20 protein-coding genes are annotated in these 24,664 nt (G+C 34.8%); 13 read left to right on the forward strand and 7 right to left on the reverse strand.

Going from position 1 to position 24,664, the window contains the following annotated elements:
• Positions 1 to 11 precede the first annotated feature (11 nt).
• The 5 genes from M4I44_RS12370 (at position 12) to M4I44_RS12390 (ending at position 7,616) form a co-directional block, all read left to right on the forward strand.
• Positions 12 to 2,471 carry a YfhO family protein gene (locus M4I44_RS12370; protein ID WP_249964879.1) on the forward strand — a complete coding sequence of 820 codons (2,460 nt, stop codon included), beginning with the start codon at positions 12 to 14 and terminating at the stop codon, positions 2,469 to 2,471.
• Between the two features lie 63 nt (positions 2,472 to 2,534).
• The gene (locus M4I44_RS12375) at positions 2,535 to 3,818 is read left to right on the forward strand and encodes a glycosyltransferase family 4 protein (protein WP_249964880.1); all 1,284 of its coding nucleotides are present in this window, start codon (positions 2,535 to 2,537) and stop codon (positions 3,816 to 3,818) included.
• Positions 3,819 to 3,858: 40 nt separating this feature from the next.
• Entirely contained in the window at positions 3,859 to 5,328 is a 1,470-nt protein-coding gene (locus tag M4I44_RS12380; RefSeq protein ID WP_249964881.1) for a lipopolysaccharide biosynthesis protein, read from the forward strand.
• Between the two features lie 95 nt (positions 5,329 to 5,423).
• Positions 5,424 to 7,076, forward strand: a complete 1,653-nt coding sequence (locus M4I44_RS12385; protein ID WP_249964882.1) for a mechanosensitive ion channel family protein — start codon at positions 5,424 to 5,426, stop codon at positions 7,074 to 7,076.
• Positions 7,077 to 7,367: 291 nt separating this feature from the next.
• Positions 7,368 to 7,616: a hypothetical protein gene (locus tag M4I44_RS12390; RefSeq protein WP_123923492.1), complete on the forward strand. Its 249-nt coding sequence runs from the start codon at positions 7,368 to 7,370 to the stop codon at positions 7,614 to 7,616.
• Positions 7,617 to 7,695: 79 nt separating this feature from the next.
• Here the strand turns inward: M4I44_RS12390 and uvrA are convergent, their stop codons facing one another.
• Positions 7,696 to 10,491, reverse strand: a complete 2,796-nt coding sequence (gene uvrA, locus M4I44_RS12395) for an excinuclease ABC subunit UvrA (protein ID WP_017498744.1) — start codon at positions 10,489 to 10,491, stop codon at positions 7,696 to 7,698.
• 500 nt (positions 10,492 to 10,991) lie between these two features.
• Between uvrA and M4I44_RS12400 the strand changes: the two genes are divergently transcribed.
• The 3 genes from M4I44_RS12400 (at position 10,992) to M4I44_RS12410 (ending at position 13,505) form a co-directional block, all read left to right on the forward strand.
• The gene (locus M4I44_RS12400; RefSeq protein ID WP_017498745.1) at positions 10,992 to 11,576 is read left to right on the forward strand and encodes an RNA polymerase sigma factor; all 585 of its coding nucleotides are present in this window, start codon (positions 10,992 to 10,994) and stop codon (positions 11,574 to 11,576) included.
• 50 nt (positions 11,577 to 11,626) lie between these two features.
• Positions 11,627 to 11,770: a hypothetical protein gene (locus tag M4I44_RS12405; RefSeq protein WP_017498746.1), complete on the forward strand. Its 144-nt coding sequence runs from the start codon at positions 11,627 to 11,629 to the stop codon at positions 11,768 to 11,770.
• Between the two features lie 670 nt (positions 11,771 to 12,440).
• Positions 12,441 to 13,505, forward strand: a complete 1,065-nt coding sequence (locus M4I44_RS12410; RefSeq protein WP_017498747.1) for a tetratricopeptide repeat protein — start codon at positions 12,441 to 12,443, stop codon at positions 13,503 to 13,505.
• A 15-nt stretch (positions 13,506 to 13,520) separates the two neighbouring features.
• On the opposite strand, the gene nth is transcribed toward M4I44_RS12410, so the two are convergent.
• A complete protein-coding gene (gene nth, locus M4I44_RS12415) occupies positions 13,521 to 14,177 on the reverse strand; it encodes an endonuclease III (RefSeq protein WP_017498748.1) in 657 nt (218 codons plus the stop codon).
• 169 nt (positions 14,178 to 14,346) lie between these two features.
• Between nth and bcp the strand changes: the two genes are divergently transcribed.
• Entirely contained in the window at positions 14,347 to 14,799 is a 453-nt protein-coding gene (gene bcp / locus M4I44_RS12420) for a thioredoxin-dependent thiol peroxidase (protein WP_249964883.1), read from the forward strand.
• A gap of 284 nt (positions 14,800 to 15,083) precedes the next feature.
• Here bcp and M4I44_RS12425 read toward each other — a convergent pair whose 3' ends face one another.
• A complete protein-coding gene (locus M4I44_RS12425) occupies positions 15,084 to 16,544 on the reverse strand; it encodes a TonB-dependent receptor (protein ID WP_017498819.1) in 1,461 nt (486 codons plus the stop codon).
• A gap of 90 nt (positions 16,545 to 16,634) precedes the next feature.
• On the opposite strand from M4I44_RS12425, the gene M4I44_RS12430 reads away from it, so the two are divergent.
• From M4I44_RS12430 to M4I44_RS12440, 3 genes are read left to right on the forward strand one after another with little or no spacing between them, the layout of a single operon-like run.
• On the forward strand, positions 16,635 to 17,399 hold the full coding sequence (locus tag M4I44_RS12430) for an MBL fold metallo-hydrolase (RefSeq protein WP_249964884.1): 765 nt from the start codon (positions 16,635 to 16,637) through the stop codon (positions 17,397 to 17,399).
• A gap of 13 nt (positions 17,400 to 17,412) precedes the next feature.
• A complete protein-coding gene (locus M4I44_RS12435) occupies positions 17,413 to 17,916 on the forward strand; it encodes a hypothetical protein (RefSeq protein ID WP_035747178.1) in 504 nt (167 codons plus the stop codon).
• Positions 17,917 to 17,963: 47 nt separating this feature from the next.
• On the forward strand, positions 17,964 to 18,395 hold the full coding sequence (locus M4I44_RS12440; protein ID WP_089078119.1) for a hypothetical protein: 432 nt from the start codon (positions 17,964 to 17,966) through the stop codon (positions 18,393 to 18,395).
• 108 nt (positions 18,396 to 18,503) lie between these two features.
• Here the strand turns inward: M4I44_RS12440 and M4I44_RS12445 are convergent, their stop codons facing one another.
• From M4I44_RS12445 to M4I44_RS12460, 4 genes are all read right to left on the reverse strand, one after another.
• A complete protein-coding gene (locus M4I44_RS12445) occupies positions 18,504 to 19,148 on the reverse strand; it encodes an alpha/beta hydrolase (RefSeq protein ID WP_249964885.1) in 645 nt (214 codons plus the stop codon).
• A 190-nt stretch (positions 19,149 to 19,338) separates the two neighbouring features.
• The gene (locus tag M4I44_RS12450) at positions 19,339 to 19,665 is read right to left on the reverse strand and encodes a membrane protein (RefSeq protein WP_017498824.1); all 327 of its coding nucleotides are present in this window, start codon (positions 19,663 to 19,665) and stop codon (positions 19,339 to 19,341) included.
• A gap of 5 nt (positions 19,666 to 19,670) precedes the next feature.
• The gene (locus M4I44_RS12455; RefSeq protein WP_249964886.1) at positions 19,671 to 20,927 is read right to left on the reverse strand and encodes a dihydroorotase family protein; all 1,257 of its coding nucleotides are present in this window, start codon (positions 20,925 to 20,927) and stop codon (positions 19,671 to 19,673) included.
• Positions 20,928 to 21,070: 143 nt separating this feature from the next.
• On the reverse strand, positions 21,071 to 22,999 hold the full coding sequence (locus M4I44_RS12460; RefSeq protein WP_249964887.1) for a BatA domain-containing protein: 1,929 nt from the start codon (positions 22,997 to 22,999) through the stop codon (positions 21,071 to 21,073).
• 269 nt (positions 23,000 to 23,268) lie between these two features.
• Here M4I44_RS12460 and M4I44_RS12465 point away from each other — a divergent pair, with 269 nt between their 5' ends.
• Positions 23,269 to 24,381 (forward strand): lactonase family protein, encoded by a 1,113-nt coding sequence (locus tag M4I44_RS12465; protein ID WP_249964888.1) that lies wholly within the window; start codon positions 23,269 to 23,271, stop codon positions 24,379 to 24,381.
• Positions 24,382 to 24,664: the final 283 nt, after the last annotated feature.

Consider the following 24,664-nt stretch of genomic DNA (forward strand, 5'->3'; position numbering starts at 1 on the left):
ACCAGCCTAAATTGAAAATAGTAAATAAGTTCTATCCGCATGCCCTTGTTATCCTGGGCTTTATCCTCGTTTCTTTAATTTATTTTTACCCGGTTTTACAAGGAAAACAAATTTTCCAGTCGGATATTGCTCAATATACCGGAATGGCTAAAGAGCAAAACGATTTTAGAGCTACAGAACATTCTGAACCTTATTGGACAAATTCTGCGTTTGGGGGGATGCCAACTTATCAGCTGGGAGCTAATTATCCAAATGATTTTGTGGGTAAATTAGACGATGCTTTGCGTTTTCTTCCTCGTCCTGCCGATTATTTATTTTTATATTTCTTAGGCTTTTACGGACTGTTGTTGGTTTTAAAAACTGATCCTTTAAAAGCATTTATAGGGGCAATTGGCTTTGGTTTTTCTACTTACCTGATTATCATTCTAGGTGTTGGACATAATGCAAAAGCGCATGCTATTGCCTATATGCCGCTTGTTATCGCCGGATTCATACTCGTTTTTCAGAAAAAGTATATTTGGGGGGGTCTGCTCACCATGTTTGCGGTTGCATTAGAAGTTAATGCCAACCACTTTCAAATGACGTATTATTTATTGATTTTCTTATTGATACTTTCAGCTTATTTTGCTTTTAATTTTATCAAAGAAAAAGAATATAAATCGCTTTTAACGGCTATTGGTGTTTTGGCCGTAGCCGGAATTTTTGCTATTGGAGCCAATGCCACTAATCTGCTGGCAACTAGTGAATATGCTAAATTTAGTACCCGTAGCAACAGTGAATTAACTTTTAATCCTGATGGTTCTAAAAAGACCAATGAAAATGCACTAAGCCGTGAATATATTACGGAATACAGTTACGGAATTGCTGAAAGTTTTAACTTAATTGCTCCAAGACTTTTTGGAGGTTCAAATCATGAAAATGTAGGGACCGACAGCCGTATGTATTCTTTCATGATTGAACAGGGAGTACCCTCAGAGCAGGCACAGGATTTTGTGTCGGGAATGCCAACGTATTGGGGAGATCAGCCTATAGTAGCAGCTCCGGCTTATATTGGAGTTGTGGTTTTCTTTTTAGCAGTTTTAGCTTTATTTATTGACGATCGAAAAATAAAATATGTGTTTTTTACAGGAGCATTAGTATCGCTAATACTTTCCTGGGGGAAAAACTTTGCGTTACTGACAGACTTCTTTATCGATTACGTTCCAATGTACGACAAGTTTAGAGCGGTGTCATCGATTCAGGTTATTCTTGAATTGTGTTTTCCTGTTCTGGCTGTTATGGGATTACAGTCGTTTTTTAGAGCTAAAGAAGAACCTAAATTACAGCAGAAAGCACTGGTACAGACAGGAGTTTTTGGATTAGGTGTAATTTTGATTTTTGTATTCGCTAAAAGCATGTTTCATTTTACAGGCAGTAGTGATAATTATTTCTTAGAAAGTTACGGACCTGCTTTTGTAGATGCCTTGAAAGAAGACAGAAAGAGTTTGTATTCCGCTGATTTATTGCGATCAGGCTTTTTTATCGTGATTACTTTTGGAATCCTTTGGTTGTTCATCAAAAATAAACTGGCTCAGAATACTACTTTGATTATCGTTGGTCTTTTAATGATTTTTGATTTATTTTTTGTTGATAAAAAATATGTATCAGCCAAAGATTTTGTGAGCCCGGTACAAATTGCCGCGCCATTTCAGGAAACACCTTCTGATGCTCAGATTTTAAAAGATACTACACATTACAGAGTTTTTGAAGTAAGCGGAAACATGTCAAGTGCACGTGCTTCTTATTTTCACCATTCTTTAGGCGGATACCATGCCGCAAAACCAAGAAGAATACAGCAGCTTTTTGACTATCAGATTGCAAAAAACAATGTCGAAGTCTTAGACATGTTGAATGTAAAATACATCATCCAAACGGATAAAGAAGGAAAAGAATTTCCAACAGTAAATCCAAATGCTAATGGAAATGCATGGTTTGTAAGTACTGTAAAATTGGTAAATAAACCAGATGATGTAATGAAAGCATTAGATCATATTGATACTAAAACGGTAGCGGTGTTCAACGTTCGTGAGCATGAGGGTAAATTTAGAAATGCCCGTATGAAAAAACAGTGGGATACTACAGGAACTATTCAGGTAGTACAGTACAAGCCTAACTACATTAAATACAAATCAAACAACGAAAAAGATGCTTTGGCTGTTTTTTCTGAGATCTATTATAAGAATGGATGGAATGCCTATATTGATGGTAAACTTACGGATCATTTCCCTGTAGATTATGTTTTAAGAGCTATGGAAATTCCGGGTGGCGAACATACTATCGAATTTAAATTTGAACCGGAGGTCGTTAAAACGGGAAGTGTAATTACATTGGTAAGCTGTATCGGAATGTTACTGCTTTTGATTGGAGGGGTTTATTTCGAAAAGTTCTTCCGCAAAGATTCACAAAGAAATCACGGAGTTAAGCTAAAATAATTTAAAGATCTTTGTGAGGCTTGGTGAAAACTTGGTGAATCTCTGTGAAATGAATGAAATCTGATGGAACAAAAAAAACTCTTAATCATTACCTATTATTTTCCACCGGCTGGAGGACCAGGTGTGCAGCGTTGGTTAAAATTTGTAAAATATTTACCCGAATTTGGCATACAGCCAATAGTTTATGTTCCTGAAAACCCAACCTATCCAATCGTTGATGAAGGTCTGGTTAGTGAGATTTCCGATAAAGTAGTTGTGCTTAAAAATAAAATCTGGGAGCCGTATCAGCTGGCTTCTGTTTTTTCGAAGAATAAAACAAAGAAAATTAGTTCGGGAATTTTTCCGCACAAGAAGAAACAAACCTTTTTAGATAAAACTTTTCTTTGGGTTCGTGGTAATTTATTTATTCCAGATGCCCGTGTTTTTTGGGTAAAACCTTCAGTGGCTTATTTAGAAAAGTATATCAAAGAAAATAATATTGACACCATTGTCACTTCGGGGCCACCGCACAGTTTGCATTTGATTGGTTTAGAATTAAAAGAAAAACTAAATGTAAAATGGTTTGCCGACTTCCGTGATCCATGGACTACAATTGGATATCACAAAGCTTTGCGTTTGTCGAGTTATGCTGCCAAAAAGCATAAAAACCTCGAACATAAAGTACTCAATAGTGCGGATACCATTATTGTCACAAGTAAAACTACGAAAGTGGAGTTTGAGGCCATTACCAACAAACCAATTTCGGTGATTACCAATGGTTATGACATCGAAAATGTAGAGAAACAAACCTTAGATGCAAAATTTACTTTGGCACATATCGGATCTTTTTTATCCGATCGAAATCCGCGATTTTTATGGGAATGTCTGGTAGAACTGCTTCAGGAAGTTCCTGAGTTCAAGTCACATTTAGAAATCAAATTAATTGGAGCAGTAAGTCAGGAGGTATTGGATGCTATCACTGAATTTGATTTGAAAAATTATTTGAATCTTTTAGGATACGTTTCGCATCATGAAGCGATAGCGCACCAAAAGAAATCACAGGTTTTGCTTTTAATCGAAATTAATTCTGAAGATACCAAAAGTATAATTCCGGGTAAATTATTCGAATATATGGTGTCCAATCGCCCAATAATAGCCATAGGACCTCAGGGTTCTGATTTTGCCGATATTATAAAAGAAACCAATACAGGAGTATTTTTTGATTATTCTGAAAAAGCGAAGTTAAAAAGCGTAATTTTGGACTTTTATAATCAGTTTTTAGAAGGGAAACTACAGGCCAATGGCGTTGGTTTACAACAATATTCCAGAAAGAATCTAACCAAGCAATTAGCACAGTTGATTAACTAAGCTAATCTGCAATCTAAAATCTAAATTCAGAAATCCAAAAATGGGTATTGTTTTAAATCAGTCTTTCAAAAATACAATTATCACTTATATAGGTTTCGGTATTGGAGCCATTAATACACTTTATTTGTATCCCGTTTTTTTGGGTGCAACTTTTTATGGCTTAACTAATTATGTGACTTCTTGCGCCAATGTGATTATGCCTTTGTTTGCGATTGGTATGCAAAATACCTTGGTTAAATTTTATTCGCAATATCAAACTGAAGAAGAGAAATCCCGTTTTCTATCTTTTACGGTTTTGTTTCCTTTGCTATTAATAATCCCGCTTTTACTGATTGGTCTTGTTTTTTATGATGAGATTCTGTTCTTTTTGTCAAAAAAGAATGCGATTGTTAGAAGCTATATATGGTTAATACCTTTTATTGGATTGTGTATGGCATATTTTGAGATTTTTTATGCCTGGTTGAGGGTAAATATGCATTCCGTTTTTGGAAATTTTGTAAAGGAAGTGGGCTTACGATTATTTTCATTATTTCTATTAATAGGTGTTTATTATAATTGGCTTAGCGTTGAAGGTTTTGTATATGCAACAGCAATTTTATATTTTTTAGCATTCCTGATAACCATGTTATATGCATTTAGTATTCAGAAGCCAACTTTTCAGTTTACAATACCAACAAATACAAAAGATATACTGGTATATACTTTTTATATTATTTTATCCGGAAGTGTTGCCAATTTGCTTTTGGATGGAGATAAAATGATATTAAATCAATATATGCAGATTGAAAATATTGCTTTTTATTCTGTTGCTACCTATATTGCCTTGGTTATTTCGGTTCCAAGTCGCGCTATGCATCAGATCGTATATCCAATTACGGCAAAATTAATGCACGATAACAAACATGATGAGTTGAATCAGCTTTACAAAAAAACGTCAATAAACCTACAGATTGTGGGTGGTTTTGTAATGCTTTGCATATTTGTAAATATCGGTCAGTTGTACGAGTTGGTTCCAAAAGAATACAGTGGTGGAATTGCAGTCGTATTTATGATTGGCTTGTCTAAATATTTTGATTTAATTTTAGGAAACAATAATGCGATCATTTTTAATACTAAATATTACCGCATGGTGTTGTATTTGGGATTAATGCTGGTTGCGTTGACCGTAATTTTAAATATGATCTTTATTCCAATTTTTGGAATCTTCGGATCTGCTTTTGCTACTTTACTATCGATTACCCTATATAGTTTAGCAAAATTACTTTTTGTGGTTAAAAGGCTTCATTTATATCCTTTTACTATTCAGACAATATACTCGATGTTAATTACATTGGCATTATTTTTATTGTTTTACTTTTGGGAATTCCCTTTTTATCAATTGGTTAGTATTGCTTTAAAGTCAATTTTAGTAACCATTTTATATGTTTATTTAAATTATAAATTTGCGATTTCTCCTGATATCAATAAAGTAATCGATACTGTTTTGAAAAGGATAGGAATTAAAATTTAATGTAATTTCGGTAGAGAAGCAAAAGTAATTTACAATTGAAGCTGTTTTGTCTTTATATTTGTTAGAAAGGTTAACTAACTTATTGCTGACAGTATATGAAAAATAAAATAGTTTGTTTTTTAGCGCTTTTTATTACTTTGTTTTCTTCTGTGACTTTTGCTCAGAAAGACAGTTCTCAAACATCGAAAACGACTGTTAAAGAAATAAAATTAAAAGGATATCCCGTAAAACCATTTAAAGACACACTTTTTTATGTCTACAATAAAGTAGGTTCTTTTTCGCCCGAAAACAGAGCAAATGCAATTACAGAAAAGATTAGAAAATTATACGAGGATTCATTCTTTATAGCTGATTCGGTTTCGGTTGTACCTTCAGATATTTCTCAGGACATTGTTTATAAGAATGATTTTGTCATCATGTCTGTTTTAGATGTAGATGCAAAAGCAGAGAATCAAACCGCAGATTTCATCGCAAAGCGAAATTTAAACCTGATTAAAAGAGCGATTGTGTATCAGAATGACAATTACTCCATGCTTCCAAAAAGATTAGGATATACAGCATTACTGGTTTTAATTATTGGATTTGTTTTGTATTTTGTTGGTAAATTATTCAACAGGGTAAAGTTGTACATTCTAAAAAATAGCGACCGACACTTTAAAGGATTCAAGTATAATAATATCAATATCCTCTCACCTCAAAAGCAGCAATTTTTGCTCATGCGATTGTATAGTGCTATTAAAGTAATTACGCTTATTTTAATAGTATATCTTTCATTACCACTATTATTCAGTATTTTTCCTGCTACCGAAGCGTATACGACTACTTTGCTGCGTTGGATTCTTTCGCCTGCAAAACTTGCGGTAATGGGATTTGTGGGGTTTCTGCCAAGTTTAGTCACTATAGTGGTTATCATTGTTATTTTTAAATATTCCATAAGAGTGATCAAATTCTTTTTTGATGAGATAAAAAAAGAGAATATTAAAATTGATGGTTTTTATAGCGATTGGGCAATGCCCACTTTCAATATCATTCGTTTTCTGATGCTTGCTTTCATGCTGGTGGTTATATTTCCGTATTTGCCAGGATCGGATTCCCCAATATTTAAAGGTGTTTCGGTATTTGTGGGGGTTTTATTTTCTTTGGGTTCTTCTAATGCGATTGCTAATATGGTGGCGGGTTTGGTGATTACCTATATGCGTCCGTTTAAGATTGGTGATTTTATAAAAATTGGCGATGTTAGTGGAGAGGTGATTGAAAAAACGGCTTTAGTTACTCGTGTCAGAACACCTAAATTTGAGGATATCACGATTCCTAATGCAACTGTTTTATCAAGTACTTCAACCAATTATTCAGCGAATACAAAACATGCTAATAATGGTTTATTGATTCATACTACCGTTACGATTGGCTATGATGTTCCTTATAAAGATATTTATAAAGCATTGATTGAAGCTGCTCTAAAAACGGAAATGGTCGAGCAGACACCATCTCCTTTCGTTCTGCAAACGAGCTTGGATGACTTTTATGTTTCCTATCAGATCAACGTTTACACCAAAGAGCCAACCAAACAACCCAGAATTTATTCGTCTTTGCATCAAAACATTCAGGATTCGTTTAATGCTGCCGGAATAGAAATCATGTCTCCACATTACGGAGCACTTCGTGATGGTAACGCCACTACAATTCCTGCGAATTATCTGAATAATGACTATCAGGCACCTCCTTTTAATGTTAAGAATAAAGGGTAAAGTGTTGAAGTTCTGTATGTAATCTTAAAATTTTAACAGTCTTTTGTTTTGTGGTTTATTTTATAAAAATTAACTTTAGCTAAGAATATGGCAATACTTTTTGTTTTAGGGTAAAAATATCTTATGAAAAGCAGACAATAAAAGTACATGTTATAGTGTTTATTTAAATTAGAATGTTTTTAGAATTTAAAATTGTGAAGTAATTGTAGTAGTATTTGGATTAATTTTTAAGGAATTATTATGAAGAACGGCCAACTCAGTCAGGAACAAAGCTTGCAAGTATTTTGTAATATGATATCAAATAAAGTGCAAAATGGATTTACACTGGAGGAAAGGAACGATGAATTGCTTTTCGCGGTTTTGAGTAAAGGAGGAAAAGTAGTAAACCACAGTTTAAATTTCATGATTTTTTGCCTTACCCTGGGATTGTGGTCGTTTGCATGGCTTTATCTGACAATAGAAGCCACAAAGCAAAAGAAAATATTAGTTGCCATTGATGAAGATGGTTTTCCTTTTGAAGAAAAATGTTTAGTGGCATAGCAGCTTAAAAATGAAAAAAAAATCCAAATTTCAATTATAGTATTGAGATTTGGATTTTTTATTGAAATTTTTGCTAAGGTTAAAGTTTGTCTTTCAGGTAGACTCCAGTAACAGACTCTTTTACTTTTACAATGTCTTCTGGAGTGCCTGCAGCTAGTAGATGACCGCCATTTTCACCACCTTCCGGTCCCAGATCAATAATCCAGTCAGCACATTTTATAAGATCAAGATTATGTTCGATGACAATTATAGAATGACCTTTTTCAATTAAGGCATCAAAGGAAGTCATTAATTTTTTAATGTCATGGAAATGCAAGCCGGTTGTTGGCTCATCAAAAACAAATAAGGCTTTATCTTTCGTAGCTCCTTTGACTAAAAAGGAAGCAAGCTTAATACGCTGTGCTTCTCCACCGGAAAGAGTAGAAGAGGATTGTCCTAACTGTACATATCCTAAGCCTACATCCTGCAAGGGCTGTAGCTTTTGAGTAATTTTGGATTGTTTATTCTTGTCGAAAAAGGCAATCGCATCATCGATAGTCATGGTCAGAATATCGTTGATGTTTTTTTCATCGAAATTAATTTCTAAAATCTCTTTTTTGAAACGTTTTCCTCCACAGGTTTCACACGGTAGCGAAACATCGGCCATAAAGACCATCTCGACGTTTATAGCCCCTTCTCCTTTGCACGTTTCACAACGGCCGCCATCGACGTTAAAAGAGAAGTGTTTGGCCTGATATCCTCTTACTTTAGAGAGTTTTTCTTTAGCATACAAGTCCCGAATATCATCGTAGGCTTTGATATAAGTGACTGGATTGGATCTTGAACTTCTTCCAATTGGGTTCTGATCGACATATTCGATATGTTTGATTTGTGAAAACGAACCTTTTAGTTCACTAAACTGACCTGCTTTTTCAGCAGCACTGTCCAGTTTTTTCTGCATGGCAGGGAACAATATCTTTTTAATCAATGTACTTTTTCCACTTCCGGAAACTCCGGTAATGACGGTTAAAACGTCTAAAGGAAAAGTAACATTGATATTTTTTAAATTGTTCTCTCTTGCTCCTACAATATCAATATGGTTTTTGAATTTACGTCTTCTTTTCGGAACAGAAATTTCTAAATCACCGTTCAGGTATTGGGCGGTTAGTGAATCTGATTTCAGGATTTCTTTATACGTACCCTGAGCGACCAGTTTTCCACCAAATGTACCCGCTTCGGGACCAATATCAATAATCATATCGGCGGCTTTCATAATATCTTCGTCGTGCTCAACTACAATTACGGTATTGCCCAGATCACGAAGTGACAATAGAACTTTAATTAATCTTTCAGAATCTTTTGGGTGCAGACCAATACTGGGTTCATCCAGAATGTACATAGATCCAACTAAGCTGCTTCCCAAAGAAGTAGCAAGATTGATACGTTGTGATTCACCACCCGAAAGTGTTGCCGAATTTCGATTTAAAGTCAGGTAATCTAAACCAACTTCAGTTAAAAAAGACAAACGATTGTTGATTTCGACCATTAATCGTTTTGCAATTTGCTGTTCGTAAACATTAAGATCGATGTTTTTGAAAAAAGTAACTAAATGTTTGATGGGCAAATCGACTAAATCTGAGACCGTTTTGCCGTTTATTTTTACATAAGATGCTTCTTCGCGCAAGCGTTTGCCACGGCAGGCATGACATTTTGTTTTTCCACGGTAACGGGATAACATTACACGGTTCTGGATTTTATAGTTTTTCTCTTCAAGTTCTTTAAAAAAATCATTTAGACCTTGAAAATACTGGTTTCCTTTCCAGATTAAATCTTTCTGTTCTTCTGAAAGTTCGAAGAAAGGTTTGTGAATAGGAAAATCAAATTTATAAGCGTGTTTTACCAGTTCGTCTTTGTACCAGCTCATGCTTTCGCCTCTCCAGGGGTAAATGGCGCTTTCGAAAACGGACAGAGAAGTATTTGGAATCACTAAATCAGCATCGATACCAATAATATTTCCGTAGCCTTCACAAACCGGGCAGGCTCCGTAGGGGTTATTGAAACTGAACAAATGTACGTTAGGCTCTAAAAAAGTAATTCCGTCAAGCTCAAAATTATTCGAGTAAGAGAATTTTTTATCGGAGTTCAGTTCTTGTAAATAACAAATGCCTTTTCCTTCAAAAAAAGCGGTCTGTACTGCATCGGCCAGACGATTGTAGAATTCTTCTTCTTCTTTAACCACAATTCGGTCGATAATCAATAGAATGTCTTTATTGTCTAATTGATGAAGATCTGTTGGTGAAAAATCATCCAGACGAACCATTTCGTTATGAACCAAAATACGTGCAAAACCTTGTTGAAGCAACACTTTCAGTTTGTCTTCCAGCTGTCTGCCTTCTTCAAGATGAATAGGGGCAAGGAGGAGCCATTTACTTTCTAATTCTAACGTTTTTACATCGGTAATTACATCGGTAACGGAATTTTTTTTGACTTCCTGGCCTGAAATCGGAGAATAGGTACGACCAATTCGGGCATAAAGCAATTTCATATAATCGTAAATCTCCGTTGAAGTCCCCACAGTAGAACGCGCATTGGTAGTGTTTACCTTTTGCTCAATAGCAATGGCAGGCGCAATACCTTTAATGTATTCTACTTTTGGCTTGTCCAGACGTCCCAAAAACTGACGCGCATACGAAGATAAGCTTTCGACATAACGACGCTGTCCTTCGGCATATAAGGTATCGAATGCAAGACTCGACTTACCTGATCCTGAAAGGCCTGTAATAACAACTAATTTATTTCGGGGTATCGCCACATCTACATTTTTTAAATTATGTACCTGTGCGCCTTTAATGATAATATTATGTTTTGGGTCGAGTGTCGAAAGATCAATTTGCATAAAAAAAGTCAATTTCTACAAAAGTAATCAATTTTGATTTCAATTTTGTTAATCAGATTGTTCCAAATTCTAACAGAATTGTGATTAAGAGATTGGATAGATTAAGAGTTAAATGCGATCAGATCAGTGTGAGAAAAAGAATGAATATAATTGGAGAAAAATAGCGGATCAAATTCTTATTCTAAATTAAAAATAGACAAATCGTTTTAAGGTTGCACAAATGCTCGCTTTTCTGTTTTTTAATTGTGTTTTTTCATGTTAAAATAGTGTCGAATTGGGTTTGACTTGATCTAAAAGGAGACAAAAATGAAATGTGTCCTGCAATAATTAACAATTTATTGTTAATTATTCGTCTTTTTGTTTGCTTTTTAAAATATTAATTTGTTAAATTTGATCAAAATATTAACACTAGTCCATAACTCAAAAGCCACGCCTATAAAATAAAACTACTTTTTATAAAATTACTCCAAATTTTAAATAGAAACTAAAAAAGTAGTATTATGGCTGATGTGCATATTCCTGACGCTCTATTGGTAAAAAATTATGTTGAAGGCAACGAAAATGCTCTTGCAACATTAATTAAAAGGCACGAGTCTAAGATATATGGATTTATATATTCAAAGATTGCGGATAGAGATATTTCAAATGATATTTTTCAAGACACTTTCATTAAGGTAATCAAAACCTTAAAAAGTAATTCCTATAATGAAGAAGGTAAATTTTTGCCTTGGGTGATGCGTATTTCCCATAATCTGATTGTGGATCACTTTCGTAAAACCAAAAAGATGCCAATGTACAGAGAAACAGAAGAGTTTTCGATATTCTCTGTCATGTCTGATGATTCTTTGACTATTGAGAATAAAATGATTTTTGATCAGGTCGAGGTTGATTTAAAAAGAATCATCGAAGAGTTGCCTGAAGATCAGAAAGAGGTATTGGTGATGCGTATGTATCAGGACATGAGTTTTAAGGAAATTTCAGAGCTTACAGATGTGAGTATCAATACAGCATTGGGAAGAATGCGATATGCTTTGATGAATTTGAGAAAAATAATTGATAAACATCAAATTATTTTAACCAACTAATACTAATTCAGGTATTGCTTCGTTATACTAGTATAAAACGTTTTGATGGTATGGCGAAAATTTACTCTAAAAAAGCATTAGCTTCTAAAGATTTAAAACCTAAAAAAGAAGTTATTTCTTTTTTACTTAGTTATTCACAAGCCTTGAAAGTTGTGAAAATTGAAGATAAGAGTTTTGAAATTATAGCTAATTAAACAGCCCACTACATTTGTCGGATGTTTGTTTCGAAAGAAAAACCAGATGGTCGTTCTGGTTGAAAGCTCACTATTTGCATGTAAAGGCAGGTAGTGAGTTTTTTTTGCTTCAGTTGGTCCGCGGCAAAGAATTGGAAGAATTCTTTTGCGTTTAAAATCAGTAATTTTTTACAAAACGTAACTTATGCTAAGAGTCAGATATTCAGGTTGGAAAGCTTTGTATTTTGGCTAGTGTCTTCTGATTGATGTAAAAAGAAGTCTTCAGATTTTGGATGGGTAATTTGTTAAATTTCTATGTTTTGTTTGATTTTCATTTATTTATTTTATATTTAGCTTTATTATAGTTAAAAAGCGGATTTTTATTCAATGAATTTGCTCTATATAGATGATTTGTGTATTAAAAACCTTTCAATATATAGAAAAGTTCATTTAAGAGGATTCTTTTATAAGTCTAACCAAAAACCAAAAAATTGATGAAGAAAAACTACCCACACTTTGTTTCGTTTGTTGTTTCTCCTGGTATTTTGTAAAGAATAGCAAGAATGATGAGTTCTTGTCAGGTATTTAAACGGATGTTGTAATAATCTTTACTGCTTTCGTTTGGATGTTCTTGATAGTGCCTCATTTTGGATTACCCTAAAATCTTTTAAACAACTAAACCAAACCGAAAATGAAAAAGAACCTAAAAATAGTATCATTATTCCTGATGATAAGTATTGGAGCGTTTGCTCAAAAAGAAGAATTAAAAGTGGCACAATCTTATTATGCTAAAGGGAAAAACCAGGAAGCATTAGCCGTTTTAAAAAAAATTGAATATCAGATATTAAATGCACCGGACGAGGTAAAGACGGATTATTTTTTTACAAAAGGTAATGTTTATAAGGATCTTGCAACTAAAAATGTCGATGCTGCAAGTAATTTTGCATTGGCATCAGCAGCTTATCAGGATGTGTTATTGTATGAAAATGAATCCCGAAATTATAAGTATGCTTTTAAAGCGAGTTCGGCATTGAAAGAAATGAAGTCAAAATTGGTCGATGGTGCGTACAATGATTATAAAATTGGAAAATTTAAAGAAAGTGCCGATAAGAGTTACGAAGTGTATTTGTTTGATAAAAAAGACACCCTAAACTTGTTCAATGCGGCCTCTTCTTCTTTAGCAGGTAAGGATTACAATGCTGCCATAAAGTATTTTGAGGAGCTAAAAAAAATAAACTATTCCGGAAAAGGGATGGTTTTTTATGCTACAAATAAAAAAACAAAGCAAGAAGAAGTATTTATTTCGATGAGTGCAAGAGAATCTAGTATTAATGAAGGTTTATATGAAAAACCAAGAAATTTTAATCCGCCTTCTAAGAAAGAAGAGATTCTGGTTTCTTTAGGCTTTTCTTATCTGGAGAGAAATGATTTTCGCAATGCGGAGAAATACTATGAAGATGGATTAAAAGTGAATCAGGATTGCCTTACCTGTTGCTTAAATCTGGCTTATGTTAAAGTGCAGTTTAGAAAAGAAATTCAGGATCAGATGTCATCATTGGGTACCAGTGCCAATGAAATGAAACAATTTGATAAATTGGATGCTCAGAAGGACGAGGTGGTAAAAAGTGCCATTCCATATCTTAAAAAAGCACTTGTGATTGAGCCTAAAAATGAAAATGCTGTAAAATCGCTCTTAGGTATTTACAGATCGTTGAATATGACAAAAGAATACAATGCTCTTAAAGGAAGCATGTAAAAATAAAAGAAGCTGCTAAACTTTCTTTTTAGCAGCTTCTTCTAATATCGATTTTTTACCAACAGTTCTGGTAATAATATCTTTTTCTAAATCCCATCCTCTTGCCGGGGAATATTCACGTCCGTACCAGATAATCTGTAGGTGCAGGTCATTCCATAATTCTTTAGGAAATAATCTTTTAGCATCTTTTTCCGTTTGTACTACATTTTTTCCGTTCGAAAGATTCCATCGGTACATTAATCGGTGAATGTGAGTGTCAACCGGAAAGGCAGGAACACCAAAAGCCTGTGACATTACTACACTTGCTGTTTTATGTCCAACTGCTGGCAAAGCTTCCAAAGCTTCAAAATCTTGTGGGACTTCACCATTGTGTTTGTCGATCAGAATATGTGATAATCCATGAATTCCTTTAGATTTCATTGGGGATAAACCGCAAGGACGAATAATTTCTTTAATTTCCTCAACCGACATTTTAATCATGTCATATGGATTATCTGCTTTTGCGAAAAGTATAGGAGTAATTTGGTTTACACGAACGTCAGTGCATTGTGCCGAAAGCAAAACGGCAATTAATAACGTGTAGGGGTCTTTATGGTCTAATGGTACAGGTATAGTGGGGTAGAGTTCTTTTAACGTATTTATAACAAATGTTACTCGAGCTTCTTTATTCATTTCCGTAAATTTAATCCCGTAAAAATAGTATTATTTTAATTGTGAATTGTAAAATGTACATTGTAAAATGTGATAGGTGAATGGTTGATTATGGGGAATGAATTATTTTTAAATTGCAATCTAACAATCGAATAATCTAAGAAGTCTAACAATCTAATAATCTAAATAAATGGTAACATTACAAAAAGGCGATAAAGTACCAAATTTCTCAGGAGTAGATCAGGATGGGAAGGCGCATAAACTGGCAGATTATGCCGGAAAGAAGTTGGTTGTTTTCTTTTATCCGAAGGCAAGTACTCCCGGATGTACAGCTGAGGCTTGTGATTTAAGAGACAATTTTGAGCGTTTTAAAGCGAATAATTACGAACTTCTGGGTGTTAGTGCTGACAGTCAGAAAGCACAATTAAAATTTAAAGATAAGTACGAGTTTCCTTTTCCATTATTGGCAGACGAAGATAAATCTGTAATTAATGCGTTTGGGGTTTGGGGACCTAAGAAGTTTATGGGAAAAGAGTATGACGGAATCCACAGAACGACTTTTGTTATAGATGAAAACGGAATTATTGACGAGGTAATCGAAAAAGTAAAAACGAAAGAACACGCTGCACAGATTTTGAAGTAAGTTTTTTTTGTTTCAGGTTTCAAGTTTCAGGTTTTAAGTTTGAGTTTGAAATCTTAGTTTAGAATTGTTTACCGCAAAGCACGCTAAGTCTTTATACGCAAAGTTCGCAAAGCTTCATATTGAATAAACTTTGCGAACTTTTTTTTATTTTTATACGCAACACTTATGTTATTTTTAGCGTGCTTTGCGGTCAAATTTTGTTCGGACCAAAACCTGAAACAAAGAAAACCTGAAACAAAGAAAATTTGAAACAAAAAAAAGTCCCAATAAAGGGACTTTTTTTATTATGTATTTTGCTCCAGTTCTTTCTGCGGATGGTATCCGAAAAGATGATGTTCTTTTATGATTTCGGCAATACCGGTTGGAAGCATGTGTTCCCATCCTGTTTTTCCCTGATTGATCATTTTTAGTACCTCACGAGAGAAAACTTCTAAGTTATGCGGATCATAATCTGCGATATCAATTACTTTTCCATTGAATTTAAAGAATTTGTACAATTCTTTCATTCTTGGATGTACTTTTAAGTTGTTTGAATTCATTAAAACTCCATTTTCATCCAACATTGGATATAAGAAAACTTTCATGTCTCTGTAGAATAGTTTTCCAAAGGCTTCTAATATTCCACCACTTAAATGACGGTAGTATTTCTCGTCAAAAATATCGACTAAATTGTTTACACCCATTGCCAATCCCATACGGGCTTTGGTGTAATTAGCAAAATATTCTACTACCTTATAATATTCCTGGAAATTTGAAATCATTACAGTCTGCCCCAGAGAGCAAAGTAATTCGGCTCTGTCCATAAAGTCACGTTCGTCAATTTCACCATCAGAACGTAAGTTAGAAAGAGTAATTTCGAAAATAACCAGTGTATTGTCTTTTTCTACTTTGTTTTCTTCCAAAAACATTTTAAGTGACTTCTCATACATGTCCATGTTTACTTTTGTAACCGGACGGAAACTTCCTCTTAAGGCAAGAAGATTTTTTTTGTATAAAATAGCTGCTGGTAATATGTTTTTTCCTTCCGGATTGAACATTACGGCATCAGTCATTCCGTTTTTAACCAACTGTAAACTCATCAAACGATTATCAACATGAGCAAAACGAGGCCCTGAGAAGTTAATGGTGTCGATTTCGAGTTGGTCTTTGTCTAAGTGATCGTATAAATAACGAAGTAATCGTTTTGGATCGTTGTATTTGTAAAAAGCACCATAAATTAGGTTAACTCCTAAGATTCCAAGTGTTTCCTGTTGTAGTCTGGCATCAGTTTCTTTAAAACGAATGTGTAGAATAATTTCGTTGTATGCTTCATCCGGTTCAATTTGATAGCGGATTCCTACCCAGCCATGACCTTTAAATTGTTTAGCGAAATCTATGGTAGCAACAGTGTTGGCATAACTAAAGAAAAGCTTTGTTGGATGTTTTTCTCTGCTTAATCGTTCTTCGATGATTTGCCCTTCATGGGTAAGCATTTTTTTTAACCGTTCCTCAGTTACATAACGTCCATCGTTTTCAGCTCCATAAACGGCATCACTAAAATCTTTGTCATAGGCAGACATTGCTTTTGCAATTGTTCCCGATGAACCTCCGGATCTGAAAAAATGCCTTACTGTTTCTTGTCCGGCGCCTATTTCAGCAAATGTTCCGTAAATATTCTCGTTTAAATTAATGCGTAATGCTTTGTCTTTTATAGAAGGAATCTGTTCGATGACCCTGTCACCTTTGAGTTTTATTTCTGTACCCATTTTATTTTAAATAGATTTGTTACAAAGTTAGTAAATTAGCCTTCTAATGAAAGAGAAATAATCCTATTTTTGTAAAAAAATTAAGTTCAATTGAAGGTATATTTTTTAGGTACTGGTACTTCTCAAGGCATTCCGATAATCGGAGTGGATCATCCTGTTTGTAAAAGCACTGATGCTAAGGATAAAAGACTTCGTGTTTCTATTTGGATTACATGGGACGATCATTCGTATGTGATCGATTGTGGTCCTGATTTCAGACAACAGATGCTTTCCTGTGGCTGCCGAAAGCTCGATGCTATTTTATTTACACACGAACATGCTGATCATACGGCCGGTTTAGATGACATTCGCCCTTATAATTTCAGACAGGGCGAGATTCCTGTGTACGCGCATCAACGTGTAATCGACAATTTAAAACGTCGTTTTGATTATGTTTTTGAAACTGTAAACAAGTACCCGGGTGCACCCAGCGTTAAAACGATTGAGGTAGTGAATGACGTGCCTTTTGCCGCTGGCGATAAAACAGCAATTCCAATTAATGTCATGCACGGTGACTTGCAGGTTTTTGGATACCGCATCGATGACTTCGCTTACTTGACGGATGTAAAAACGATCGATGCAGCAGAGGTTGAAAAACTTAAAAATTTAAAGGTGTTGGTCGTAAATGCTTTGCGTTTAGAACCGCACGAAACTCACTTTAACTTGCAGGAAGCATTGGATTTTATCGACTTGGTGAAACCTGAAGTTGCTTATTTAACGCATATTAGTCACGTTTTAGGCTTTCATGAAGAAGTGCAAAAACAATTGCCCGAAAATGTTTTTCTGGCTTATGATAATTTAGAAATTACAATTTAATTATATTACAAAAATGAAAAAATCCTTAATGCTTTACCTTTTTATCCTTGCGATATTAATGAATGTTTTTACCTATATGTTTTACAGCAGCGAAGTAAAATTTGAGCAGGACAGATATGTAAAAACGACCAAAAAGCTGAGAGACAGTATTAATTTGGTGTCAACAAAATTGGCGGAAGCAGATTATTTTTCTTTGGAGCACAATGAAAATGCACAGAATTATTTTGACAATAGTGCAACCGGAGGAAAAGTTATTTTATATGAAAAACTAATTCCGCTGGTAACAGAGAAACTATTGGATTTAAATGCAAATCCAAACGGGAATCCTTATACCGGACAAGACAAAATTGGTCCGAACAAATTTATCATCAATAAGGTGAAAATTTTAAATCACAGATGGATTATTGCTGATTACAGCAATGGTGAAATGTGGGGAGAAGTATTGTTGAAGTACTTTGTTAATGATGACGAAAGTATTACTTTTGAGGTAAACCAAACCTGGCTGTATCAAAAGTAAGAAGCTCTTTTCTTACTTCCAGACCAGTTTAACTAAATATTCGACTTATGAAAAAGGTGTTTTTGCTTGCTATTATTGCGGGACTTTCATTTTCTTGCGGAAAGAAAGTCGCTGAAGAGAATAAAAATTCTGAAAAGAAAGAAGAAGTTAAACCAGCTGTTGTTGGAGGAGATTCGGATGCTCATGGATGTAAACCTTCTGCGGGTTACACTTGGTCGGCTCTTAAGAAAGAATGTGTTCGTCTTTTTGAAGTCGGTACAAAATTAGCTCATGCCGAAGATGGAAAAACATATTCCACTGTAGCTTATGTTATTTTTGATGGAAATAAAGCAGAACTTTTTCTGGACACTCAAGATGAAGTAATCCTTTTAGAAAGAAAATCAGAAGGAGAGCCTTGGGTAAAGGATGATTATCAATTAATTGCCTGGAAAGGTTATGTGCTGAAAAAGAATGGTAAAATTATCTATACAGGCGAATAGATTATAACGTTTCGACTTTTATAGCTTTTGATGTTAGATGTAAAATGTGTGATGTAAAAATGATAAAACAATCATTTTTACATCACACATTTTACTTTTTACTGAAAACTATTCCGTCAGCCAGTTCTTAAAATCAAAGAAATTTTGCGGAGCAACACCATGTCCAACCGGATATTCTTTGTAGGTGATTGGAATATTCAAATGTTCTAAAATTGCAGGCGTTTTTCTGGCCCATTCGATTGGGATTACCTGATCGACAGTTCCGTGTGAGGCAAAGAATTTTAGGTTTTTAAAGTCATTTTTATCATAACCGTCTTTGATAATATCTTCATTAAAATAACCACTCATTGCTACTACACGCTGTACTTTTTCAGGATACGAAAGTGCAACGGAATAGCTCAAAATGGATCCCTGGCTGAAACCAACCAAAGTTACATTATTAGGATCAATAGGGTAGTTAGTCGTTAATTCATCAATAAAGCGGGCAATTACATCACGGGAAATTTTTGCCTGTTCATTGTCTGAAAATTTATTCTGATCGGCATCAAAGTTAATGGCGTACCAAGCGTAAGCGCCATATTGTAAATCATAAGGGGCTCTGGCTGAAATAATGTAATAGTGATCAGGAAGTTCGGTTGCAAACGAGAATAAATCGGCTTCGTTGCTGCCGTATCCGTGTAATAAAATTAAAACAGGATTTTTATCTAAGATAACTTTTGGTTCTTGTATTTTATATTCTAGAGATAGATTCATTTTTAGATGTAAGATGTGAGTTGTGAAATGTAAGTTGTATTAAGATAAAACTTGTCGGGCTTCGACTTCGCTCAGCCTGACAAGCTTTATCCTTGTACAGTTTGATAAAAGAAGCGATTAAAATCTTAAAACCATTGTTGTTGGAATTTGGAATTTAAAATTTGGATTTTTTCTAATTGTAATTTAAAATTTACCCTATTTTTTGGAACCATTTTTGGAAAAGCTCTCCCACTAATGGAATTGGTTTTGTTTGTCCCTGAATGGCGGTAAAAATGCCATAAGTCCATAAAATTGAAATACAGATCCACATGGGGAAAGTAATAAAGAAGCTGTCAAAATTGCTGATGATGGCTCCGAACGAAATAAAGGTTAAAGACAATCCTAATGCCTGACGAATGTGAAAAGAAGCAAAGCTGTTTTTGTCTTCAGAGTTCATCGACATTGCGATTAGTACCCCAATAATCAAAATATAACTGGTGATAGCGATTGGTTTTCCCTTTTCAATTGAATTGTTCATTGTAATTATTTAGAGGTAACAAGTTGATTTTGATTGAATATTCCGTACACAGCTCCTTTGATTTCTGCTCCTAAAAAAGCAGAGTTTTTAGATTTGGATAGAATGTTTTCTTTGGTAAAAGTTGATTTTCCTTCCGGAGTAAAGAAAGTGAAATTGGCTTTTGAACCTTCTGCTATGACACTGTTTTCAATTCCGAAAACCGTTTTACCCAACGTTAATTTTTCAATTACAGTCTCTAAAGGCAGCACCGTTAATAAAGCACCAAAAGCACTTTCCAGACCAATTGTTCCATTTTTAGCGGTGTCGAATTCCATTTTTTTGAATTCAATATCAATTGGATTATGATCGGAAGTAATCATATCAATAGTCCCGTCTAAAACTGCGTTTAAAAGAGCTTTTCTGTCTGCTTCGCTTCGTAGTGGTGGCGTTACTTTAAAACGGGTGTCAAATTCTTCCAGTTTTTCATCGGTTAGTACCAAATGATGTACAGCAACACTGCAAGTAACTTGCAAGCCTTTTGCTTTTGCTTCTTGAATTAATGCGACAGTTTTTGCAGTAGAGACGGTCGGGATGTGTAATTTTCCACCGGTATATTCTAGTAGAAATAAGTTTCTTGCAACTTGAAGCTCTTCGGCCAGAGCAGGAATTCCTTTAAGTCCTAATCTTGTTGAAACGATTCCTTCATTAGCAACACCATTTCCTTTTAAATTAGGGTCTTGTGCATAAGTAATCACTAAACCATCAAAATCCTGTACATATTGTAAAGCAATTTTTAGAAGATTGGCATTGTCGATACTTTTGTTGTAGTCTCCAAAAGCAACAGCTCCGGCATTTTTCATATCGTAAAGCTCAGCCATATCTTTTCCTTCGCTGGCTTTAGTTAAAGCTCCAATGGGCAAAAGTTCAGTAGCAAAACCGTTTGCCTTATTTTTAACAAAATTTACCTGTGATTGATTGTCAATAATAGGGAAGGAGTTGGGTTGAAGAGCAACGGCTGTAAAACCGCTTTTTGCAGCAACATTCAAGCCGTTGGTGATCGTTTCTCTGTCTTCGTAACCCGGCTCTCCAAAAGAAACGCTGCTGTCAAACCAACCTTGAGAAAGATGTAAGTGATCAAATTTTACCTCTTTTGCATTATCAATTTCAGGAAGTGAAGTTCCTATTTTTTCAATTAAACCATCTGCAATTAAAAGATCAACGGTCTGATTGTGAAACGGACTCTCTGAATCGATTATTTTGGCGCTTCTGATGATTATTTTCATATGTAGAGAAATTTATTTATTATTTTACAGATTCTCGTTTGTCATTTCGACGTAAGGAGAAATCGCATTTCAATATTCTGTGCAGTGCGTTCTCAGCAAGTGTGATTTCTCCTTACGTCGAAATGACATACAAGCTAAAAGAACTACTTTACAAATTTTATTATTGCCATTTCTAATGCTAAAAATAACAGTGCAAAGATAACAAACCATTTCCAAATTTGGCTGTCTGTTCGCTCCGTTTGTAAGGTGTTAAAAATGGTTGAAATCGTATCCGCTGTTTTAAAATCGGAAACCACATTGGTATTTACCTGACTCAGGTCACTTTCGCTTCTTTTGTAATTAAAACTTAGATTTTCAACCCATTCTTTTCGGTCAAAAACACTATAGTTTCCGGCTGTTTCCGGGAAATCATTAAAGGTGAGTTTAACTTTGTTGTTCAGTATTTGCTGAATGGGAATAAAAGAATCATCATTTCCTTTTACTTCCAAAATGGCGTCTTTCGTTAATAATACATCGACAAAATAAGGCTGATTATTGCCTATAATCAAAGCGTTAACCCCGGTTTTTTGATTGTTCTGCCCCATTTTATAAAATAATGGAACAATCAAAGGAGACTGCTGAAAGTTTGAATTTGTTGCATTAATTGGTGCCGTAAAGACCGTAATTCCCGAAACCGGATTTTGAATGGCTGTTACAAATACGCTTTGGTCTTCGTAGGATAAAACGGCTGGGTACGGACTTGAAATACCAAAGGCACTGTTTGTTTTTGGATATTGGAAGTTTGTGATTTTGTTCTCAAACACACCAGAGAATAATGGATGATCAAAATTGATTTTGGTGATTAATTTCGCCTTGTTTTCAAGAGTGGTAAACTGAATTTTTCCAAAATTACCCAAGAAAGAATTCAAATTAGAAATAGCTGTTTTTTCGGATGGAATCACTACTAAATTACCACCTTTAGCGACAAATGCTTTTAAGGTAGTTTGTAAGGCCTGGGGAACTTCTGTCAGTTCGTTTAGAATAATGGTATTTTGTTTGTCTAAACTGTTGTAATCCAGATTGCTGATCGAATAGTTGTTGTAGCTGAATTCTGCCGATGTATAAATTCGGGATAAGAAATTACTTTTTTCGGGTTCACCAATACTGATGATGTTTGTTTTCTTTGTTTTCAGGATGCTGAAATAAAGCTTGTTGTCGTACGCTAATCCATTGTCTTCAATAACAACGTAACCATGAAAAGCTTCTTTCGGAATGGTAAAGTCTATTTTCTTTTTCTTTGCATCAAAATGGATAATGGTTTTGGCAATCAGTTTATTTTGATTGTACAAGGCCATCGAAACGGGTTTGAAATCTTCTCCGTAAGCAGAGAGATTAACGCTTATCTCATAAAAATTCTCCAGAGTCTGATTGATAAAAACACTGTCAATGGCAATATTGTTTTTCTGTTCCGCTTCCGGAATAATAAAATAAGGTTTCTCTTCGGTGTCAAGGTTTTTTATATCCTTTCCGGTAAGACCTACCGCATCGGTAATAATTACAATATCTTTTTTATGAGCTGATTTGTGTGCTTTGATCTTTGCTATTATTGACGGAAGTTCAAAAGGTGTAGCGCTATATTTTAGGTTTTGGAGTGCACTTTTTGATGATTTGATATCGGTATTCCAATAGTTTTCAGTGTTAGTCAACAGTGAAAAAGAGGCGTTTTCGGGCGTGTTTTCAAGAAGTTCCTGCACGGCACGTTTTAGCAGTTCTCCTTTTTTTCCTTTCGCCTGCATGCTAAACGAATTATCGAGAACAATGTACATTTCATTGGCAGCATTTTTACTGTCTTTGGCCTCAAAAAAGGGCTGGGCAAAAGCCAGAATAATACAAGTTAATAGTAGCAAGCGGGTGGCTAATAACAATCGCTTTTTGATTTTTGAGCTCTTTCGGGTCTGAACAGAGATCTCTTTCAGGAAGCGGACATTAGTAAAAAAAGAGGTTTTAAAACGTCGTAATTGAAATAAGTGAACCAAAATTGGAACAATTAACAAGAACAGAAAGTATAGAATTTCGGGATGTTTAAAATGCATTCGGGCTTCGATTTACTTCACTACGTTTTATTTTTCGCGAAGACACTGGTCAAAAATACAAATTTTTACTCAAACCCTATTAGTTATAGAGCAGATTATGAGCAAACGCCGTTGGCTATTCTTTTTAATGAATTTAGATCCCTTTTTGTTGAAGAAGCGGTTTGTATCGTCTGAAAAATCTAACTTTTGTAATCCCATTTGTAACAAAAAAATGGGTTCGGAAAAGATATTATTCGCTATTTTAGCGTATCTAAAACAATATAAGAATTATGAAAAGATTATATATACTGCTTTTTTCTGCTTTGTCCTGTGCAGGTTTACAGGCTCAGAACAAATTTAATTTACTGGTAGGAACTTACACGAATACTTGTCAGAGTAACGGAATTTACGTTTATGATTTTAATGCCGATTCCGGTGATTTTAAATTGAAAAGTTCCTCAGAAAATGTAGTAAGCCCGAGTTATTTGTCGGTTTCAGCAGACAATAAGTTTGTATATGCGGTAAATGAAAACGGGACTCACAGTGCTGTTAGTGCTTTTGGTTATGACGCAGGATCTGGAAAATTAACTTTTCTTAATAAAAATGATGCAATGGGCGCCGATCCTTGTCATTTGATTAATGATGATAAAAATGTGCTTGTCGCGAATTATTCAGGTGGAAATATTGCTGTTTTTAAGAAGAATGCGGATGGAAGTATTTCTGAAGCACAGCAGTTAGTTCAACACGAAGGAAAAGGAATTAATGCGGCGCGTCAGGAAAAAGCACACGTACATATGGTAGCCTATTCCCCTGATAAAAAGTTTGTTTTGTCTAATGACTTAGGTCTGGATAAAGTTTTTGTGTATAAATACAATCCGAATTCTAAAAATGAAGTTTTAACACTGAAAGGGTCTGTAGATGTAAAACCGGGAAGCGGACCAAGGCATTTGACGTTTAGTAAAGACGGTAAATTTGTGTATTTGGTTCAGGAATTAGACGGTACTCTGACGACTTTTAGTTTTGACCCAAACGGAAATCTGAAAGTAATTGCAGAGACCAGTATCCTTCCAAAAGGATTTAAAGGAGGAACCGGAGCAGCAGCCATCAAAATTTCACCTGACGGAGCATTTTTATATGTTTCAGATCGTGTTGACGCAAATTCTGTTTCCGTTTATAAGATTCAGAAAAATGGTGGGATTGAATTGGTGGAGCAGGTGAGTACGCTGGGAAAAGGCCCAAGAGATTTTGCGATTGATCCTACGGGTAATTTTCTCTTAGTAGGACATCAATATACGAATGACATTATTACTTTTAAAAGAGATAAAACGACCGGAAAATTAACCGATACAGGCAAGAGAATCGGACTGTGCTCTCCGGTGGGGTTGGTTTTTACGAGGATTTAGGTTCAAAGGTTCAAAGGTACAGAGGCACAAAGGTTTATAGAATCAAAGACATGAAAAAGACTCAAAGTGAGAGAGGGTAAGTTAATAAACTTTGAACCTTTACCACTTTGAGCCTTTGTATCTTTAAAAAATCTATTTATATATACGAATGATATTATTATTTTTAAAAGAGATAAAACGACCGGAAAATTAACCGATACAGGTAAGAGAATCGGGTTGTGCACTCCGGTTGGGTTGGTTTTTACGAGGATTTAGGTTCAAAGGTACAGAGGTACAAAGGTTT

It is taken from the genome of Flavobacterium sp. B183 (genome assembly GCF_023539155.1).
In the GTDB taxonomy this organism is placed as follows: Bacteria; Bacteroidota; Bacteroidia; order Flavobacteriales; family Flavobacteriaceae; genus Flavobacterium; species Flavobacterium tructae.

What these genes read in the sequence shown, in the direction of transcription:
- M4I44_RS12425 (WP_017498819.1), bottom strand. Translation starts at nt 16,544, where the DNA reads ATGGGTACAGAAATAAAACTCAAAGGTGACAGGGTCATCGAACAGATT.
- M4I44_RS12400 (WP_017498745.1), top strand. Translation starts at nt 10,992, where the DNA reads ATGGCTGATGTGCATATTCCTGACGCTCTATTGGTAAAAAATTATGTT.
- M4I44_RS12410 (WP_017498747.1), top strand. Translation starts at nt 12,441, where the DNA reads ATGAAAAAGAACCTAAAAATAGTATCATTATTCCTGATGATAAGTATT.
- M4I44_RS12405 (WP_017498746.1), top strand. Translation starts at nt 11,627, where the DNA reads ATGGCGAAAATTTACTCTAAAAAAGCATTAGCTTCTAAAGATTTAAAA.
- uvrA (WP_017498744.1), bottom strand. Translation starts at nt 10,491, where the DNA reads ATGCAAATTGATCTTTCGACACTCGACCCAAAACATAATATTATCATT.
- M4I44_RS12390 (WP_123923492.1), top strand. Translation starts at nt 7,368, where the DNA reads ATGATATCAAATAAAGTGCAAAATGGATTTACACTGGAGGAAAGGAAC.
- M4I44_RS12450 (WP_017498824.1), bottom strand. Translation starts at nt 19,665, where the DNA reads ATGAACAATTCAATTGAAAAGGGAAAACCAATCGCTATCACCAGTTAT.
- M4I44_RS12375 (WP_249964880.1), top strand. Translation starts at nt 2,535, where the DNA reads ATGGAACAAAAAAAACTCTTAATCATTACCTATTATTTTCCACCGGCT.
- M4I44_RS12440 (WP_089078119.1), top strand. Translation starts at nt 17,964, where the DNA reads ATGAAAAAGGTGTTTTTGCTTGCTATTATTGCGGGACTTTCATTTTCT.
- M4I44_RS12455 (WP_249964886.1), bottom strand. Translation starts at nt 20,927, where the DNA reads ATGAAAATAATCATCAGAAGCGCCAAAATAATCGATTCAGAGAGTCCG.
- bcp (WP_249964883.1), top strand. Translation starts at nt 14,347, where the DNA reads ATGGTAACATTACAAAAAGGCGATAAAGTACCAAATTTCTCAGGAGTA.
- M4I44_RS12445 (WP_249964885.1), bottom strand. Translation starts at nt 19,148, where the DNA reads ATGAATCTATCTCTAGAATATAAAATACAAGAACCAAAAGTTATCTTA.
- M4I44_RS12460 (WP_249964887.1), bottom strand. Translation starts at nt 22,999, where the DNA reads ATGCATTTTAAACATCCCGAAATTCTATACTTTCTGTTCTTGTTAATT.
- M4I44_RS12385 (WP_249964882.1), top strand. Translation starts at nt 5,424, where the DNA reads ATGAAAAATAAAATAGTTTGTTTTTTAGCGCTTTTTATTACTTTGTTT.
- M4I44_RS12465 (WP_249964888.1), top strand. Translation starts at nt 23,269, where the DNA reads ATGAAAAGATTATATATACTGCTTTTTTCTGCTTTGTCCTGTGCAGGT.
- M4I44_RS12435 (WP_035747178.1), top strand. Translation starts at nt 17,413, where the DNA reads ATGAAAAAATCCTTAATGCTTTACCTTTTTATCCTTGCGATATTAATG.
- M4I44_RS12380 (WP_249964881.1), top strand. Translation starts at nt 3,859, where the DNA reads ATGGGTATTGTTTTAAATCAGTCTTTCAAAAATACAATTATCACTTAT.
- nth (WP_017498748.1), bottom strand. Translation starts at nt 14,177, where the DNA reads ATGAATAAAGAAGCTCGAGTAACATTTGTTATAAATACGTTAAAAGAA.